This window comes from Leifsonia sp. P73 (assembly GCF_051059105.1).
Taxonomy (GTDB): domain Bacteria; phylum Actinomycetota; class Actinomycetes; order Actinomycetales; family Microbacteriaceae; genus Leifsonia.
Genome location: NZ_CP194931.1, coordinates 3,740,786 through 3,756,215 on the forward strand (window position 1 = coordinate 3,740,786; position 15,430 = coordinate 3,756,215).

At 72.1% G+C, this 15,430-nt stretch carries 15 protein-coding genes and 1 pseudogene; 15 read left to right on the forward strand and 1 reads right to left on the reverse strand.

Going from position 1 to position 15,430, the window contains the following annotated elements:
* Nucleotides 1–9 precede the first annotated feature (9 nt).
* From ACQ86L_RS19225 to xerD, 8 genes and pseudogenes are all read left to right on the forward strand, one after another.
* Nucleotides 10–1,179, forward strand: coding sequence for a hypothetical protein (locus ACQ86L_RS19225; protein ID WP_434316812.1), 1,170 nt, complete (start codon nucleotides 10–12; stop codon nucleotides 1,177–1,179).
* A 19-nt stretch (nucleotides 1,180–1,198) separates the two neighbouring features.
* Nucleotides 1,199–1,354, forward strand: coding sequence for a hypothetical protein (locus tag ACQ86L_RS19230; protein WP_434316813.1), 156 nt, complete (start codon nucleotides 1,199–1,201; stop codon nucleotides 1,352–1,354).
* Entirely contained in the window at nucleotides 1,341–2,138 is a 798-nt protein-coding gene (locus tag ACQ86L_RS19235; RefSeq protein WP_434316814.1) for a TlyA family RNA methyltransferase, read from the forward strand. The genes ACQ86L_RS19230 and ACQ86L_RS19235 overlap by 14 nt, the downstream gene beginning before the upstream one ends.
* A gap of 102 nt (nucleotides 2,139–2,240) precedes the next feature.
* Nucleotides 2,241–3,167: an NAD kinase gene (locus ACQ86L_RS19240; RefSeq protein ID WP_434316815.1), complete on the forward strand. Its 927-nt coding sequence runs from the start codon at nucleotides 2,241–2,243 to the stop codon at nucleotides 3,165–3,167.
* A 49-nt stretch (nucleotides 3,168–3,216) separates the two neighbouring features.
* Nucleotides 3,217–4,958 (forward strand): annotated as a pseudogene (recN, locus tag ACQ86L_RS19245) (DNA repair protein RecN).
* A 52-nt stretch (nucleotides 4,959–5,010) separates the two neighbouring features.
* Nucleotides 5,011–6,771 carry a CTP synthase gene (locus ACQ86L_RS19250; protein WP_434318928.1) on the forward strand — a complete coding sequence of 587 codons (1,761 nt, stop codon included), beginning with the start codon at nucleotides 5,011–5,013 and terminating at the stop codon, nucleotides 6,769–6,771.
* Nucleotides 6,771–7,439, forward strand: a complete 669-nt coding sequence (locus tag ACQ86L_RS19255) for an NUDIX domain-containing protein (RefSeq protein ID WP_434316816.1) — start codon at nucleotides 6,771–6,773, stop codon at nucleotides 7,437–7,439. Before ACQ86L_RS19250 ends, ACQ86L_RS19255 begins: the two co-directional genes overlap by 1 nt.
* Nucleotides 7,436–8,341 (forward strand): site-specific tyrosine recombinase XerD, encoded by a 906-nt coding sequence (xerD, locus tag ACQ86L_RS19260; RefSeq protein ID WP_434316817.1) that lies wholly within the window; start codon nucleotides 7,436–7,438, stop codon nucleotides 8,339–8,341. Before ACQ86L_RS19255 ends, xerD begins: the two co-directional genes overlap by 4 nt.
* Here xerD and ACQ86L_RS19265 read toward each other — a convergent pair.
* On the reverse strand, nucleotides 8,323–8,844 hold the full coding sequence (locus tag ACQ86L_RS19265) for a GNAT family N-acetyltransferase (RefSeq protein WP_434316818.1): 522 nt from the start codon (nucleotides 8,842–8,844) through the stop codon (nucleotides 8,323–8,325). The genes xerD and ACQ86L_RS19265 overlap by 19 nt on opposite strands.
* A gap of 125 nt (nucleotides 8,845–8,969) precedes the next feature.
* Here ACQ86L_RS19265 and ACQ86L_RS19270 point away from each other — a divergent pair, with 125 nt between their 5' ends.
* The 7 genes from ACQ86L_RS19270 to der are packed head-to-tail and all read left to right on the forward strand — an operon-like array spanning nucleotide 8,970 to nucleotide 15,371.
* Complete coding sequence (locus ACQ86L_RS19270; protein WP_434316819.1) at nucleotides 8,970–9,869, forward strand: ParA family protein; 900 nt, start codon at nucleotides 8,970–8,972, stop codon at nucleotides 9,867–9,869.
* Nucleotides 9,870–9,906: 37 nt separating this feature from the next.
* Nucleotides 9,907–10,740, forward strand: a complete 834-nt coding sequence (locus ACQ86L_RS19275; protein ID WP_434316820.1) for a segregation and condensation protein A — start codon at nucleotides 9,907–9,909, stop codon at nucleotides 10,738–10,740.
* Nucleotides 10,730–11,344: an SMC-Scp complex subunit ScpB gene (gene scpB, locus ACQ86L_RS19280; protein ID WP_434316821.1), complete on the forward strand. Its 615-nt coding sequence runs from the start codon at nucleotides 10,730–10,732 to the stop codon at nucleotides 11,342–11,344. Before ACQ86L_RS19275 ends, scpB begins: the two co-directional genes overlap by 11 nt.
* Complete coding sequence (locus ACQ86L_RS19285; protein ID WP_434316822.1) at nucleotides 11,334–12,080, forward strand: pseudouridine synthase; 747 nt, start codon at nucleotides 11,334–11,336, stop codon at nucleotides 12,078–12,080. The genes scpB and ACQ86L_RS19285 overlap by 11 nt, the downstream gene beginning before the upstream one ends.
* A 30-nt stretch (nucleotides 12,081–12,110) precedes the next feature.
* Nucleotides 12,111–13,199, forward strand: coding sequence for a prephenate dehydrogenase (locus tag ACQ86L_RS19290; RefSeq protein ID WP_434316823.1), 1,089 nt, complete (start codon nucleotides 12,111–12,113; stop codon nucleotides 13,197–13,199).
* Complete coding sequence (cmk, locus tag ACQ86L_RS19295; protein WP_434316824.1) at nucleotides 13,196–13,873, forward strand: (d)CMP kinase; 678 nt, start codon at nucleotides 13,196–13,198, stop codon at nucleotides 13,871–13,873. The genes ACQ86L_RS19290 and cmk overlap by 4 nt, the downstream gene beginning before the upstream one ends.
* Complete coding sequence (der, locus tag ACQ86L_RS19300) at nucleotides 13,866–15,371, forward strand: ribosome biogenesis GTPase Der (RefSeq protein ID WP_434316825.1); 1,506 nt, start codon at nucleotides 13,866–13,868, stop codon at nucleotides 15,369–15,371. Before cmk ends, der begins: the two co-directional genes overlap by 8 nt.
* The last annotated feature ends 59 nt before the right edge of the window (nucleotides 15,372–15,430 follow it).

The window sequence follows — 15,430 nt, forward strand, 5'->3', positions numbered from 1 at the left end:
CTGCTGGCATTGCCCGCGATCACCGCGATGCACGGCGGCGGCGCGTGGGCGGCTGTCGCGATCGGCCAGTCCGTCGGCGGAGCAGCGGGCGTCATCGTCGAGCTCGGCTGGGCGTTGTCGGGACCACAGCGTGCCGCCCGCCAGTCGAGGCGCAATCGGGCGCGCGCTTTCGCTCTGTCGGTCGTCACCAAGGCGATGATCTCGATCCCGGTCCTCATGATCGCGTGTCCGCTGGCGTTTCTTCTTTCGCCCGGCTTCGAAGCGGACTCCGCGCTGGTGGCCGTGGGCGCGATCCTCGGCATGTTCGCCGGTGGTTGGATCTTCATCGGAATGATGAGGCCCGTACTCTTCCTGCTCACCGAGGTCCTGCCTCGCGCGCTCCTCATCCTCGGGGCTGCGCTGGCGATCTGGCTCGGCGGCCCCCTGCTCTGGTATTCCGGCGCGTTGGTCCTCGCGTCGCTCTTCGCATGCGTGTCGGGCGCGGTCGTGCTCGGCGTGCGTCCACAAGACTTCGTCGCCGTCGGCTTCCGACGGTGCCTCCGGATCATCCGGATGCAGGGGCACGCGCTCGCCGCCAATGTGTTCTCCAGTGTGTACATCTCGCTGGGAGTCACCGTGGCCACGCTCGGATCTCCGCACTCGACCCTCTTGTATGCGACCGTGGACCGTCTGCAGCGCATGACCCAGCAGGTGCTCTCCGCTCAGAACAGCCTGATGAAGGGATGGGTGGGCACGGTCGTCGATCCGACCGCCCGGCTGGAGCGCGCCCGCCGAATGGGAATCCTCGCGTCGCTGCTCGGCGTCGTCTTCGGCGTGGCCTTCGCCCTGGGCAGCCCCCTCGCAGCGGACCTCGTATTCTCCGGAACCGTGCACATCCCGCCCGCGGCCGCGGTGATCGGCGGGGCCTCGATCTGGGTCATCTGCACGTCGATGGCATCGGGGGGAGTGCTGCTCGTCACACTCGGTCGGGTCGACGCCATTGCGCGATCGGCGCTGGGCGGGGCGGTGGTGGGCGTCCCGCTCATCTTCCTCGGGAGCATGTTCGGCGGCGGGACAGGAGCCCTCGCGGGACAGCTCTCCGCAGAGGCGACCGTCCTCGTCATCCAGGTCGTGACCATCGCGAGCGTGCTGAGACGCCGCCGCGCGGCCCTCGTGGAGTCGGCGCCCGCGTCGCCGTGAAACTGTGTAGTGTGACCGCATGCCCGACTTCTCAGCAGCCGACGGCGACGCCCTCGTCGAGCGCCTCGAGGTGATCGAGGGGCAGCCGCTCGCCGAGCGCGCCGAGGCCTACGCTCAGCTGCACGAGTCGTTGCAGGCCCGGCTGGAAGGCAGCGATCGGCGTGGCGGGAACTGAGCGCCTCGACGTCGCCCTGGTCACCCGCGGTCTCGCCTCGTCGCGCACGCGCGCCGCGTCGCTGATCGCCGACGGCCTGGTGACCGTCGACGGCAGGCCTGTGGTGCGTGCGTCCGCGAAGGTGGGCGACGGGCAGGAGCTCGTCGTCGCCGGCGCCGATCACTACGTGAGCCGTGGCGCGCACAAGCTGATCGCGGCGCTCGACGCCTTCGAGGTCCCCGTCGACGGACGGGTCGCTCTCGACGCCGGCGCCTCCACGGGCGGCTTCAGCCAGGTGCTGCTGGAGCGCGGAGCGCGGCTCGTGGTGGCCGTCGACGTCGGGCACGGGCAGCTCGATCCGCGACTTGTCGGGGCGGAGAAGCTGCGGTCTTTCGAGGGCGTGAACGTCCGCTCCCTCGACGCGGCGTCATTCGCCGCGCTCGTGGGCGACGGGGTCGAGCCTCAGCTCGTCGTCGCCGATCTGTCGTTCATCTCGCTGACCCATGTCCTCCCGGCGCTGAGGTCGGTCGCGACCGGCGACGCCGACTTCGTTCTGCTGATCAAGCCGCAGTTCGAGGTGGGCAGGCAGGGCGTCCGCGAGGGGATCGTGACCGACCCCGGGCTGCGGCTGGAGGCGGTCGAGCGCGTGCTCTGGGCGGCCCACGATGTCGGGCTCGGCACGGCCGGCGTGATCGCGTCCCCGATCGCCGGCACGCACGGCAACCACGAGTTCCTCGCCTGGTTCCGGGCCGACGCGCCCGACCCGTCCGCGTCGCGCGAGGTTCTCCTCCACCTCTCGCCCTGAGTGAACGTTCTCCACAATCTCCCCGTCCCCAGCACATCCCCGACCGAAAACCGACAGAATGGTGGGACGGCCCGGAACCGGGCGGACGCAGAGGGAGGCGACGTGGCGGCATCGGGTGACGCGCAGCGATACATTCTCGTCGTCGCGCACACCGGCCGTCAGGACTCCCTCGACGCCGGCGTTCAGGTGTGCAGGCAGCTCATCAGCGCGGGTGTCGTTCCCGTGCTCAGCGAGGACGAGCGGCGCGATCTGCTCGCCGCGGAGCCCGACCTCGACGCGGTCGCCGTGCTCGGCGACGAGGTGCAGGCGAGCGAGCTGGAGCTGGTGATCGTGCTCGGCGGCGACGGGACCATCCTGCGCGCGGCCGAGCTGGTCAGGGGCTGCACGGCGCCGCTGCTCGGCGTCAACCTCGGGCACGTGGGCTTCCTGGCCGAGAGCGAGCGCGATGACCTGGAGATCGCCGTCGCGCGCGGGCTCGCGAAGGATTACGAGGTGGAGGAGCGCATGACGCTCTCCGCCCGCGTCAAGGTCGGCAAGGAGGTCGTCTACGAGAGCTGGGCGCTCAACGAGGCGACCGTCGAGAAGGCCAGCCGGGAGCGGATGCTGGAGGTCGTCATCGAGGTCGACGGGCGGCCGATGTCGAGCTTCGGCTGCGACGGCGTCGTGATGTCGACGCCCACCGGGTCCACCGCCTACTCGTTCTCCGCCGGCGGACCGGTGGTCTGGCCCGGCGTCGCCGCGCTGCTGCTCGTGCCGCTCAGCGCGCACGCCCTGTTCTCGCGGCCGCTCGTGGTCGACGCCGACTCGTCGCTCGCCATCGAGCTGCTCGATCGCGCGGGCGGGGAGGGCATCCTCTGGTGCGACGGCCGGCGTGCGTTCGACCTGCCGCGCGGCTCGCGCGTCGTCGTGCGGCGCTCGCCCATCCCGGTGCGGCTCGCGCGCCTGCACCCCGGGCCGTTCACCGACCGGCTCGTGCACAAGTTCGATCTCCCGGTGACGGGATGGCGGGGGCCGGCCGGACGTGACTGAGCGCTCAACCGCCCGCGCCGCTGCGGGACGCCCGAAGAAATCCAGCCCGATGGCACCCGCACCGCGCGGCGGCATCGACGAGATCTCCATCCGCGACCTCGGCGTCATCGCCGAGGCCGCGTTGCCGCTCGGGCCCGGGTTCACCGCGATCACCGGCGAGACCGGCGCGGGCAAGACCATGGTCGTCTCGGCGCTCGGCCTCCTGCTGGGCGAGCGCGCCGACACCGGCGCCGTCCGGCTCGGCAGCGCCCAGGCCTGGGTCGAGGGCCGCTGGCGCGTCGAGGAGCCGGGGAGGTCGTGGAGCGCGTCCGCGACGCCGGCGGCGACGTCGACCCGCTCGGCGACGGCGCGGCGGAGCTCGTGCTGAGCCGCTCGGTGTCCGCGGAGGGCCGGTCGCGCGCCGTGGTCGGCGGCCGCAGCGCCCCGGTGAGCGTGCTGACCGAGCTCGGGGAGCAGCTCGTCGTCGTGCACGGCCAGTCCGACCAGCTCCGGCTGCGGTCGGCCGTCGCCCAGCGCGAGGCGCTCGACCGGTTCGCCGGGCCCGATCTCGCGAGCGCGCTCGACGGCTACGTGCAGGTGTTCCACCGCTGGCGCGACAACGCGACCGAGCTGGACGAGCTCCTCGCCGACCGGGACCGGCGCGCGCGGGAGGCCGACGACCTCCGGATCGCGATGGCCGAGATCGAGGCCGTGGCGCCGCAGCCGGGCGAGGACGACGAGCTCGGCGAGCGCGCCGAACGGCTGACCAACCTCGAAGACCTACGGCTCGCCGCCTCCGGCGCCCGCGAGCTGCTCTCGGCCGAGGAGTCCGAGGAGCCGGACGTGGTCGGCCTCCTGGAGGCCGCGCGCCGCCAGGTCGAGCGGGTCGCGCCGCACGACGCCGAGCTCGCCCCGACGGTGGAGGCCGTCGCCAACCTCAGCTACCTGGCCTCCGACATCGCCGCCCAGCTCTCCACCTACCTCGCCACGCTCGACACCGACGGCTCCCGCGAGCTGGAGGCCGTCCAGGAGCGCCGGGCGGAGCTGTCCACGCTCGTCCGCAAGTACGGGCCGACTCTGGACGACGTGATCAGCACCCTGGAGACCGGGAGCCTGCGGCTGCTGGAGCTCGACGGCGACGCCGACCGCATCCAGGAGCTCACGGACGAGGTGGCGGCCGACCGGGCGCTCGTGATGGAGCTCGCCGCCGACCTGAGCGAGCGTCGCAGGGTCGCCGCCGCGCGGCTCGCCGACGCGGTCTCCGACGAGCTCGCCGCCCTCGCCATGCCGGACGCCCGGGTGGTCGTGGAGGTCACCCAGCGCGACGAGGCCGACCCGCAGAGCTACACGGCCAGCGGCCGCGACCAGGTCGCGATCCTGCTGCGCCCGCACCCGGGCGCAGAGCCGCGGCCGCTCGGCAAGGGCGCGTCCGGCGGCGAGCTCTCGCGCGTCATGCTCGCCATCGAGGTCGTCATCGCGGCGACCGACCCGGTGCCGACCTTCATCTTCGACGAGGTGGACGCCGGCGTCGGCGGCGCCTCGGCCATCGAGATCGGCCGCCGGCTCGCGCGGCTCGCCCAGAGCGCGCAGGTGATCGTCGTGACCCACCTCGCGCAGGTGGCGGCGTTCGCGAACAACCACCTCACGGTCGTCAAGGGCAACGACGGCGCGGTCACGGCCTCCAGCGTCCGCCGGCTCGACGGGGACGAGCGGATCGCCGAGATGGCGCGGCTGCTGTCCGGCCTGCCCGACTCCGAGAGCGGGCTCACGCACGCGCGCGAGCTCGTGGACATGGCCGCGTCCGCACGCTGACCCGCGACACGCGCGGGACTCCCCGCCGTAGGTGATAAGCTGAGAGCCCGTGGTGGATTATTCAGACGCGGCTCAGACCAACAGCAAAAACGGCACTACCAAGCACATCTTCGTGACCGGTGGTGTCGTTTCTTCGTTGGGGAAGGGCCTCACGGCCGCCTCCCTCGGAAACCTCTTGACGGCGCGCGGACTCCGCGTGGTCATGCAGAAGCTCGACCCGTACCTCAACGTGGACCCGGGGACGATGAACCCGTTCCAGCACGGCGAGGTGTTCGTCACGGACGACGGGGCGGAGACCGACCTCGACATCGGCCACTACGAGCGCTTCCTCGACATCAACCTCTCCCAGTCGGCGAACGTCACCACCGGCCAGATCTACTCGAACGTGATCGCCAAGGAGCGCCGGGGCGAGTACCTGGGCGACACCGTCCAGGTCATCCCGCACATCACCGACGAGATCAAGCGCCGGATGCGCCTCCAGGCCCAGCCGGGACCGGACGGCGAGCCCGCGCCCGACGTCATCATCACCGAGATCGGCGGCACCGTCGGCGACATCGAGTCGCAGCCGTTCATCGAGTCCGCCCGCCAGGTGCGCCACGAGCTCGGCCGCAAGAACTGCTTCTTCGTCCACGTCTCGCTCGTGCCGTTCATGAACGCCTCCGGCGAGCAGAAGACCAAGCCCACCCAGCACTCCGTCGCAGCGCTGCGCTCCATCGGCATCCAGCCGGACGCGCTCGTGCTGCGCAGCGACCGGCCGGTGTCCGAGTCGAACAAGCGCAAGATCGCGCTGATGTGCGACGTGGACGAGCAGGCCGTGGTCAACGCCGTCGACGTGCCGAGCATCTACGACATCCCGACCATGCTGCACGAGCAGGGACTGGACGCCTACATCATCGACCAGCTCGGCCTCGACAAGGCCAACGACGTCGACTGGAACGGCTGGGCGCGCCTCCTGGAGGCCGTGCACGACCCCAAGCACGAGGTCACGATCGGCCTGGTCGGCAAGTACATCGACCTCCCGGACGCCTACCTGTCGGTCACCGAGGCGCTGCGCGCGGGCGGCTTCGCCCACCGCACCAAGGTGAAGCTCAAGTGGATCCCGTCCGACGAGTGCCAGACCCCGGAGGGCGCAGCCGCGCAGCTCGGCGACGTGGACGCGATCTGCGTGCCAGGCGGCTTCGGCGTCCGCGGCATCGAGGGCAAGGTGGGCGCGCTGAAGTTCGCCCGCGAGAACGGCATCCCGGCGCTCGGCCTGTGCCTGGGCCTGCAGTGCATGGTCATCGAGTACGCGCGCAACGAGGCCGGCCTCGCCGGAGCGTCGTCGTCGGAGTTCGACCCGGAGACCGAGTTCCCGGTGATCGCCACGATGGCGGAGCAGGTGGAGATCATCGCGGGCGGCGACCTGGGCGGCACCATGCGCCTCGGCCTGTACCCGGCGCTGCTGGCGGAGGGGTCCCTCGCCGCCGACCTGTACGGCGCCCCGGAGGCCAGCGAGCGCCACCGCCACCGCTACGAGGTCAACAACAACTACCGCGAGCAGATCGCCGACGCCGGCCTCTGGTTCTCCGGCACCTCGCCGGACGGCCACCTGGTCGAGTACGTAGAGCTGCCGCGCGACGTGCACCCGTTCTACATCGGCACCCAGGCCCACCCGGAGCTGCGGTCGCGCCCGAACCACGCGCACCCGCTGTTCGCCGGGCTCGTCGGCGCGGCGCTCGACCGGCAGAAGGCCAGCCTCCTGTTCGAGGTCGCCGCGGACGACGAGGTCGGCGCCGCGGTCGAGGGCGCGGTCGAAGTCGGCGCGGACGCCTGATGGCGGACGGCGGCGCGTTCCGCGACGAGCCGTTCCGTCCGGAGATCGTCTCGTCGGAGGTCCCCTTCGACGGGAAGATCTGGGACGTGCGGCGCGACACCTTCCGGTACAACGGCGAGGAGATCACGCGCGAGTACGTCGACCACACGGGCGCCGTCGCGGTGCTCGCGCTGGACGACCAGGACCGCGTGCTGCTGATCAAGCAGTACCGGCATCCCGTGCGGCACCGCGACTGGGAGGTCCCGGCCGGGCTCCTCGACATCCTCGGTGAGGACCCGCTGATCGCGGCGCAGCGCGAGCTGGCCGAGGAGGCCGACCTCGAGGCCGAGCGCTGGAACGTGCTGACCGACGTCTTCACGAGCCCCGGCGGCAACGACGAGGCCATCCGCGTCTACCTGGCGCGCGGGGTGCGGGCCACCGCCGAGGCGTTCGAGCGCGAGGCGGAGGAGGCCGACATCGAGGTGGCGTGGGTGCCGCTGGAGGACGCGGTCGACGCGGTCCTGGAGCGGCGCGTCCACAACGCGGTGCTGATCATCGCGGTGCTCGCCGCGCGGGTCGCCCGCGAGAAGGGCTGGGCGAGCCTCGGCGCCGCCGACGCGCCCTGGCCGAGCCACCCCAAGCTGGCCGCGGCCGAGGCCGAGACCGCCGGGCAGAGCGCCGCGGGATGACCGTCGCGGCGGACGTGGACGCCTTCCTGAGGCACGTCGCCATCGAGCGCGGCCTCTCGGAGAACACCGTCGCCGCGTACCGGCGCGACCTCACGGTCTACACGGTCTGGCTGGAGGGCGAGGGCGTCGGCGACGTCCGCGAGGTCCAGCCGGTGACCGTCTCGACGTACCTCGCCCACCTGGGCTCGCGCGCGGAGTCGCCGCTGACCGCGACGTCCCTCGCCCGGATGCTGTCGACCGTGCGCGGCTTCCACCGGTTCCTGCTGGAGGAGGGCCGCGTGGAGGTGGACGCCGCCCGCGACATCCGCCCGCCCAAGCAGCCGAGCACCCTCCCGAAGGCGATCACCGTCGACCAGGTCGCCGCGCTGCTCGCGGCCACCGACGGCGACGAGCTGGACCACCTCCGCGACAAGGCGCTGCTGGAGCTGATGTACGCGACCGGCGCGCGCGTCAGCGAGGCGGTCGGCCTCAACGTGGACGACGTGATCGACACCGACGTGGTGCGCCTCACCGGCAAGGGCGCCAAGCAGCGGATCGTGCCGCTCGGCAGCTTCGCGCAGACCGCGGTCGCCGCCTACCTGGTGCGGGCGCGCCCCGTGCTGTCGGCGCGGGGGAGGGCGACGCCCGCGCTGTTCCTCGGGATGCGCGGCGCGCGGCTGTCGCGGCAGAACGTCTGGCTGATCATCCGCGCCGCCGCCGAGCGCGCCCAGCTCGGCGTCGAGGTCTCGCCGCACACCCTCCGGCACTCGTTCGCCACCCACCTGCTGGCGGGCGGCGCGGACGTGCGCGTGGTGCAGGAGCTGCTCGGCCACTCGTCGGTGGCGACGACGCAGATCTACACCCTCGTGACGGCGGACGCGCTGCGGGATGTGTACGTGACGGCTCACCCGCGGGCGCGGTGACGCCCCCGCGGCGCGCGGCGGAGCATCCAGATCAGCACGGCGCCGTCCTCGCCGGTGACGCGCCGCGGAGCGAAGCCGAGCTTCTCGAGGACGCGGAACGACGGCGCATTCCAGCGTCGGACGGTCGCCCACAGCGCGGGGAAGCCGGCCTCGAACGCGGCGTCGGCGACCGCGGCCGCGGCCTCGGTCGCGTACCCGCTGCCCACGTGGCCGCGCAGCAGCTCGTAGGCGAGCTCGGGCTGGGCGGCGCTGGCGCGGCCGACGATGAGCCCGCAGTAGCCGATCGGCTCGCCCGACTCGGCCAGCTCGACGGTGTAGAGGCCGAAACCGGCGTCGTCGGCGGCCCGGCGCTGCGCGTCGAGCCTGGCGCGCTCCCGGTCGAGCGGCAGCGGTTCGCGTTCCGGGGTCTCGGCGATCAGCCGCAGGTTCCACTCGGCGTCGCGGCTGTCGCGCAGCCGGAGGCGCAGGCGCTCGGTGGAGAGCTCGGCTGGCATCGTCGGCATCCGCACAGCGTACGCCTGCGGACCCGCCGTGGTCACGGCCCGCGGAGAGGGGTGGGCGCGGATAGGATGGAGCCCGTGAACAGGCCGTGAACGGCCGTCGATCGAAAGGGACGAGGATCAGCCAGGTGACGCGCAACGACGAGGTCAGGACGGAGCTTCCCGGCATGGACACCCCATCCCTCGCCGCGCCGCTCGGACCCACCGGGCGACCGCTGCGCACATTCCCCGCACCGGCCGAGCTCACCCAGCACGGGCCCGCCAAGGTCGTGGCGCTGTGCAATCAGAAGGGCGGGGTCGGCAAGACCACCACCTCCATCAACCTGGGCGCGACGCTGGCCGAGTACGGCCGTAAGGTGCTCGCGATCGACTTCGACCCGCAGGGTGCGCTCTCCGCCGGCCTCGGCGCGCAGACCCACGACGTCACGACCATCTACGACCTGCTCCTGAACCGCAACGCGGACGTGCGGGAGGCCATCCAGACCACCGGCGTGCCCGGGCTGGACATCATCCCGGCGAACATCGACCTCTCGGCCGCCGAGGTGCACCTGGTCAACGAGGTGGCGCGCGAGCAGATCCTCGCCGGCGTGCTGCGCAAGGTGTCGGCCGACTACGACGTCATCCTGATCGACTGCCAGCCGTCGCTCGGCATCCTCACCGTCAACGCGCTGACCGCGAGCCACGGCGTGCTCATCCCGCTGGAGTGCGAGTACTTCGCCCTGCGCGGCGTCGCCCTCCTGATCGAGACCATCGACAAGGTGCGCGAGCGGCTCAACCCGGCGATCGAGCTCGACGGCATCCTCGCGACCATGTACGACTCCCGCACGCTGCACTCGCGCGAGGTGCTGGAGCGCGTGGTCGACGCGTTCGGCGACCGCGTGCTCGAGACGGTGATCTCGCGCACGGTGAAGTTCCCGGACGCCTCGGTCGCGGCGACGCCGATCACGCAGTTCGCGCCCGAGCACCAGGCGGCGGAGGCCTACCGCCAGCTCGCGAGGGAACTGATCTTCCGTGGCGCCGTCGCCTGAGGACGCCTCGAGTGCAGTGACACCGAAGGGCACGTCGTTGTCACTTCCGGGGGCCGAAAGTGACAACAACGTGCCCCTCGGCGGGCAGGATGGTGGGTTTCGGGTTGCGGTCGGCCAGTTCGAGGGGCCGTTCGACCTCCTGCTGTCGCTGATCTCCAAGCACGAGCTGGACATCACCGAGATCTCGCTGAGCCGAGTCACAGACGAGTTCATCGCCTACCTGCGCCGCCTCGACGCGGACGAGAGCCTGGACGAGGCGAGCGAGTTCCTGCTCGTCGCGGCCACCCTGCTCGACCTCAAGATCGCCGGGCTGCTGCCGCAGGGCGAGCTGGTCGACGCGGAGGACGTCGCGCTGCTGGAGGCGCGCGACCTGCTGTTCGCGCGGCTGCTGCAGTACCGCGCGTTCAAGGAGGCGTCGACGTGGTTCGCCTCCCACCTCGACGCGGAGAGCTCGCGGCACGCGCGCACGGTGCGGCTGGAGGACAAGTACCGCCAGCGCACGCCGGAGCTGGTCTGGACGTTGACCGCCGAGGACTTCGCGGCCCTCGCCACGCTGGCGATGACGCCGCGCGAGATCCCGGTCGTCGGCCTCGACCACCTGCACGCACCGCTGGTCAGCATCCGCGAGCAGGCCGCCGTGGTCGTCGGGATGCTGCGCGCCGGAGAGCCGCTGTCGTTCCGGCAGCTCGTCGCCGGGGCGGAGCAGAAGGGTGTGGTGATCGCGCGGTTCCTGGCCGTGCTGGAGCTGTACCGGCACGCGGCCATCGCGTTCGAGCAGGTCGAGCCGCTGGGCGAGCTGACGCTGCGCTGGACGGCGGAGCACTGGTCGGAGGAGAACCTGTCGAACTTGGGAGCGGACTATGACGGTTGACGGAACCGAGCTGGAGACCGAGCCGGCGGGGGTCGAGGACGCGCAGATCGAGCGCGCGCTGGAGGCCGTCCTCATGGTCGCCGACGAGCCGATGAGCCTGGTGACGCTCGCCACTGCGGTGGGCGCGCCGGTCAAGCGCGTGCGCGCGGCCGTCGACGCGCTGGTGGCCGACTTCGACGGCGAGACAGGACCCGACGGCACGCCGGGCGTGCGCCGCGGCTTCGAGCTGCGGGAGGTCGGCGGCGGCTGGCGCGTCTACGTGCGGCCGGAGTTCGACGCTGTCGTCTCGGGCTACGTCCTCCAGCAGAACCCCACCCGGCTGTCGCAGGCGGCGCTGGAGACGCTCGCGGTGATCGCCTACAAGCAGCCGATCAGCCGCGGCGCCATCGCCTCCATCCGCGCCGTCAACGTGGACTCGGTGGTGCGTACCCTCGCCGGCCGCGGGCTCATCACCGAGCTCTTCACCGACAGCGAGACCGGCGCGATCAACTACGGCACCACCGATCTGCTGCTCACCCAGCTCGGCATCAACTCCATCGAGGAGCTGCCGAAGATCTCGCCGCTGCTGTCCGACGGCGCGGAAGGGTTCGACGATGTCCGCTGAGGCTGCGCAGGGCGAGCGCCTGCAGAAGGTCATGGCCGCCGCCGGGGTGGCCTCCCGCCGGGTGTCGGAGGACATGATCGTCGCCGGCCGGGTCACCGTGAACGGCCAGGTGGTCACCGAGCTGGGCCGCCGCGTCGACCCCGCGACCGACCGGGTCGCCGTCGACGGCACTGCGGTGCAGCTCGACACCTCCCGGCGCTACGTGATGCTCAACAAGCCCGTCGGCGTGGTGAGCTCGATGCGTGACGAGCAGGGCCGCCCCGACCTGTCGCGGTTCACGGCGGACTACCCGGAGCGGCTGTTCAACGTCGGCCGCCTCGACGCCGAGACCTCGGGCCTCCTCATCCTCACGAACGACGGGGAGCTCGCCCACGTGCTCGCGCATCCCAGCTTCGGCGTGACCAAGACGTACATCGCACGCGTACGCGGCACCGTCGCACCCCAGACGATCGCGCGCCTGACCAAGGGCGTCGAGCTGGAGGACGGCCCGATCGCCGCCGACAAGGCGCGCCTGCTGCAGTCCCGGTCGGGCGGCGGCGACAGCCTGGTGGAGATCACCCTCCACTCGGGCCGCAACCGCATCGTCCGCCGGATGATGGCGGAGGTCGGCCACCCGGTGATCGAGCTGGTGCGCCGCCAGTTCGGGCCGCTGCACCTCGGCACGCTGAAGGTCGGCGCGATGCGCGACCTGACGAAGGAGGAGCTGGGGGCGCTGCTGACGATCTCGCGGCAGTAGCGCGCTTTACGCCCCGGCTAAGGTTGATCCGTGACTGATTCCGCCTCCCGCCTCGCCGGACCCGTCCGCGTGGTCGGCGCGGGACTGCTCGGCGCCTCCGTCGGCCTCGGCCTGCGCGCCCGCGGCGTAGACGTCCTCCTCGCCGACGCCTCTCCGGCCCACCTGCGCCTCGCCGCCGACTACGGCGCGGGCCGCCCGGACGACGGGGGAGCGGAGCCCGCACTGATCGTGGTGGCGGTGCCGCCCGACCTCGTCTCGCGCGTCGTCGCCGAGGAGCTCGCCGCCCATCCCGGCGCCGTCGTCACCGACGTCGCAAGCGTCAAGGGCCAGCCGCTCGCCGAGCTGGTCGCGACAGGCATCGACCTCTCCCGCTACGTCGGATCGCATCCCCTCGCCGGACGCGAGCGCGGCGGCCCCAGCGCCGCCCGCGCGGACCTGTTCATCGGCCGCCCCTGGGTGGTCGCCGCGCGGCCCGAGAACGCGCGCGGCTCGGTCAACCTGGTGGAGGCGCTCATCCTCGACCTCGGCGCGACCCCGGTCGAGATGGCCGCGGCCGACCACGACGCCGCCGTCGCGCTCGTCTCGCACACGCCGCAGATCGTCTCGTCGCTGATGGCCAAGCGGCTCGCGGCCTCCACCGACGCCGCGCTCGGCCTCGCCGGCCAGGGCGTGCGCGACGTGACGCGCATCGCCGGCAGCGAGCCCGAGTTGTGGGTGCAGATCCTCGGCGCCAACGCGCCCGCGATCGTGGCGATCCTGCGTGACTACCGCGACGACCTCGACCGGATGCTCACCGCGCTGGACGACGTGGACGCCGCCGGCTCCCGCCGCACCATCGCGGAGGAGATCGCGGGCGGCAACCTCGGCGTCTCCCGGCTGCCGGGCAAGCACGGCCAGGACAAGCGCTTCTCCAGCCTCGTCGTCATGGTGGACGACCGGCCCGGCGAGCTCGCGCGCCTCCTCGCGGAACTGGGCGAGCTCGACGTGAACCTGGAGGACCTGCGCCTGGAGCACTCGCCGGGCGCGGCCTTCGGCCTGGCGGAGATCGCCGTGCTCCCCGAGGTGTGGCAGCGCACCGTGACCGACCTGACCGACCGCGGCTGGAGGATCGCCGGATGACCGACACCAACCCCATCGTCGTCGCCGTCGACGGCCCGGCCGGGAGCGGCAAGTCGTCGGTCTCCAAGGCGGCCGCGCGCTCGCTCGGCTGGTCGTACCTCGACACCGGCGCCGCCTACCGGGCGCTGAGCTGGTTCCTCGTGCAGCGCCGGCTCGACCTGACCGACGCGGACGCCGTGATCGACGCGCTGCCCGACTTCGACTACCGGATCGGCACCGACCCCGACACCTACCACGTGTTCGTCGGCGACCGCGATGTCACGGCTGCCATCCGCGAGCCGCAGGTCACGGCCGCGGTGAGCGCGATCGCGAAGGTCCCCGAGGTGCGCGCGTTCCTCACCGGCCTGTTCCGCTCGATCATCGCGCACGGCGAGAAGCGCGGCATCGTGGTGGAGGGACGCGACATCACCACGGTCGTCTGCCCGGACGCCCAGGTACGCATCCTGCTGACCGCCGACGAAGAGGTTAGAATTGCCAGGCGTTCCGCTGAGCTGGCCGATCATTCCGCCTCTCACGTCGGCGAGGCCCTCCGCCGCCGCGACGCAGCCGACTCCCGCGTGGTGGACTTCATGAACGCCGCAGACGGTGTGACCACCGTCGACTCCACCGACCTCGACTTCGACCAGACCGTTGACGCGGTCATCGCGGTCGTACAGAAAGAGACCCATGTCTGACATCGACAACGAGCCCACGGGCGCCGACGACCTGGTCGAGCGCCTCGCCGGCCTGGACGAGACCCTCGCGGTGCAGCGCGCCGCCGCCCTCCGCACCGGGCTGGAGGAGTACGAGCTCGACGACACCGACCTCGACCTCCTCGGCGCCGTCACCGAGGACCCCGACGCGATCACCTACCTGCCCGCGCTGCCGGTGCTGGCCATCGTCGGCCGCCCGAACGTGGGCAAGTCGGCGCTCGTCAACCGCATCCTCGGCCGCCGCGAGGCCGTGGTGGAGGACACCCCCGGCGTCACGCGCGACCGCGTCTCGTACCAGGCGGAGTGGAACGGGCGCCGGTTCACGATCGTGGACACCGGTGGCTGGGAGCCGGACGCCCGCGGCATCGACGCCTCGGTGGCAGCCCAGGCCGAGGTCGCGATCGACCTCGCCGACGCCGTGCTCTTCGTCGTGGACGCGACCGTCGGCGCGACCGCCACGGACGAGCACGTGGTCCGGCTGCTCCGCAAGACCAGGAAGCCGGTGTTCCTCGGCGCGAACAAGGTGGACGACGCCCGCCAGGAGCCGTACGCGACCGAACTGTGGTCGCTGGGGCTCGGCGAGCCGTGGCCGGTCTCGGCCCTGCACGGCCGCGGTGTCGCGGACCTCCTGGACGAGATCCTGAAGGCGCTGCCCGAGGTCTCCAAGGTCGCCAAGCGCGAGGTCGGCGGACCACGCCGCGTCGCGATCGTCGGCCGCCCGAACGTCGGCAAGTCCTCCCTGCTCAACAAGGCGGCGGGGGAGGAGCGCGTGGTCGTCAACGAGCTCGCCGGCACCACCCGCGACCCCGTGGACGAGCAGGTCGAGCTGGGCGGCAAGGTGTGGCGCTTCGTCGACACCGCCGGCATCCGGCGGCGCGTGCACCTGCAGCAGGGCGCCGACTTCTACGCGTCGCTGCGCACCTCCACCGCGCTGGAGAAGGCGGAGGTCGCCGTCGTCGTGCTCGACGTGTCCGAGCCGATCAGCGAGCAGGACGTCCGCATCATCGACCTCGTGCTGGAGTCCGGCCGCGCGCTCGTGCTGGCCTTCAACAAGTGGGACCTCCTGGACGACGACCGCCGCCGCTACCTGGAGCGGGAGATCGAGCAGGACCTCGCGCACGTCTCGTGGGCGCCGCGCGTGAACATCTCCGCCCGCACCGGCCGCCACCTGGAGAAGCTGGTTCCGGCGCTGGAGCTGGCGCTGGAGTCGTGGGACACCCGCATCCCGACCGGCAAGTTCAACGCCTTCCTCGCCGAGCTCACCGCGGCGCACCCGCACCCGGTCCGCGGCGGGAAGCAGCCGCGCATCCTGTTCGGCACCCAGGCGACCAGCCGCCCGCCGACATTCGTGGCGTTCACCACCGGCTTCCTCGACCCGGGCTACCGCCGCTACATCATCCGCCGCCTCCGCGAGGTCTACGGCTTCGAGGGCAGCCCCATCGTCCTCAACATGCGCGTCCGCGAGAAGCGCAAACGCTAGCTCCCGCTCCATCGATTCCGGAGTTGTGTACGCCCGCCGCCGGCGTGTCGCGTGCATAA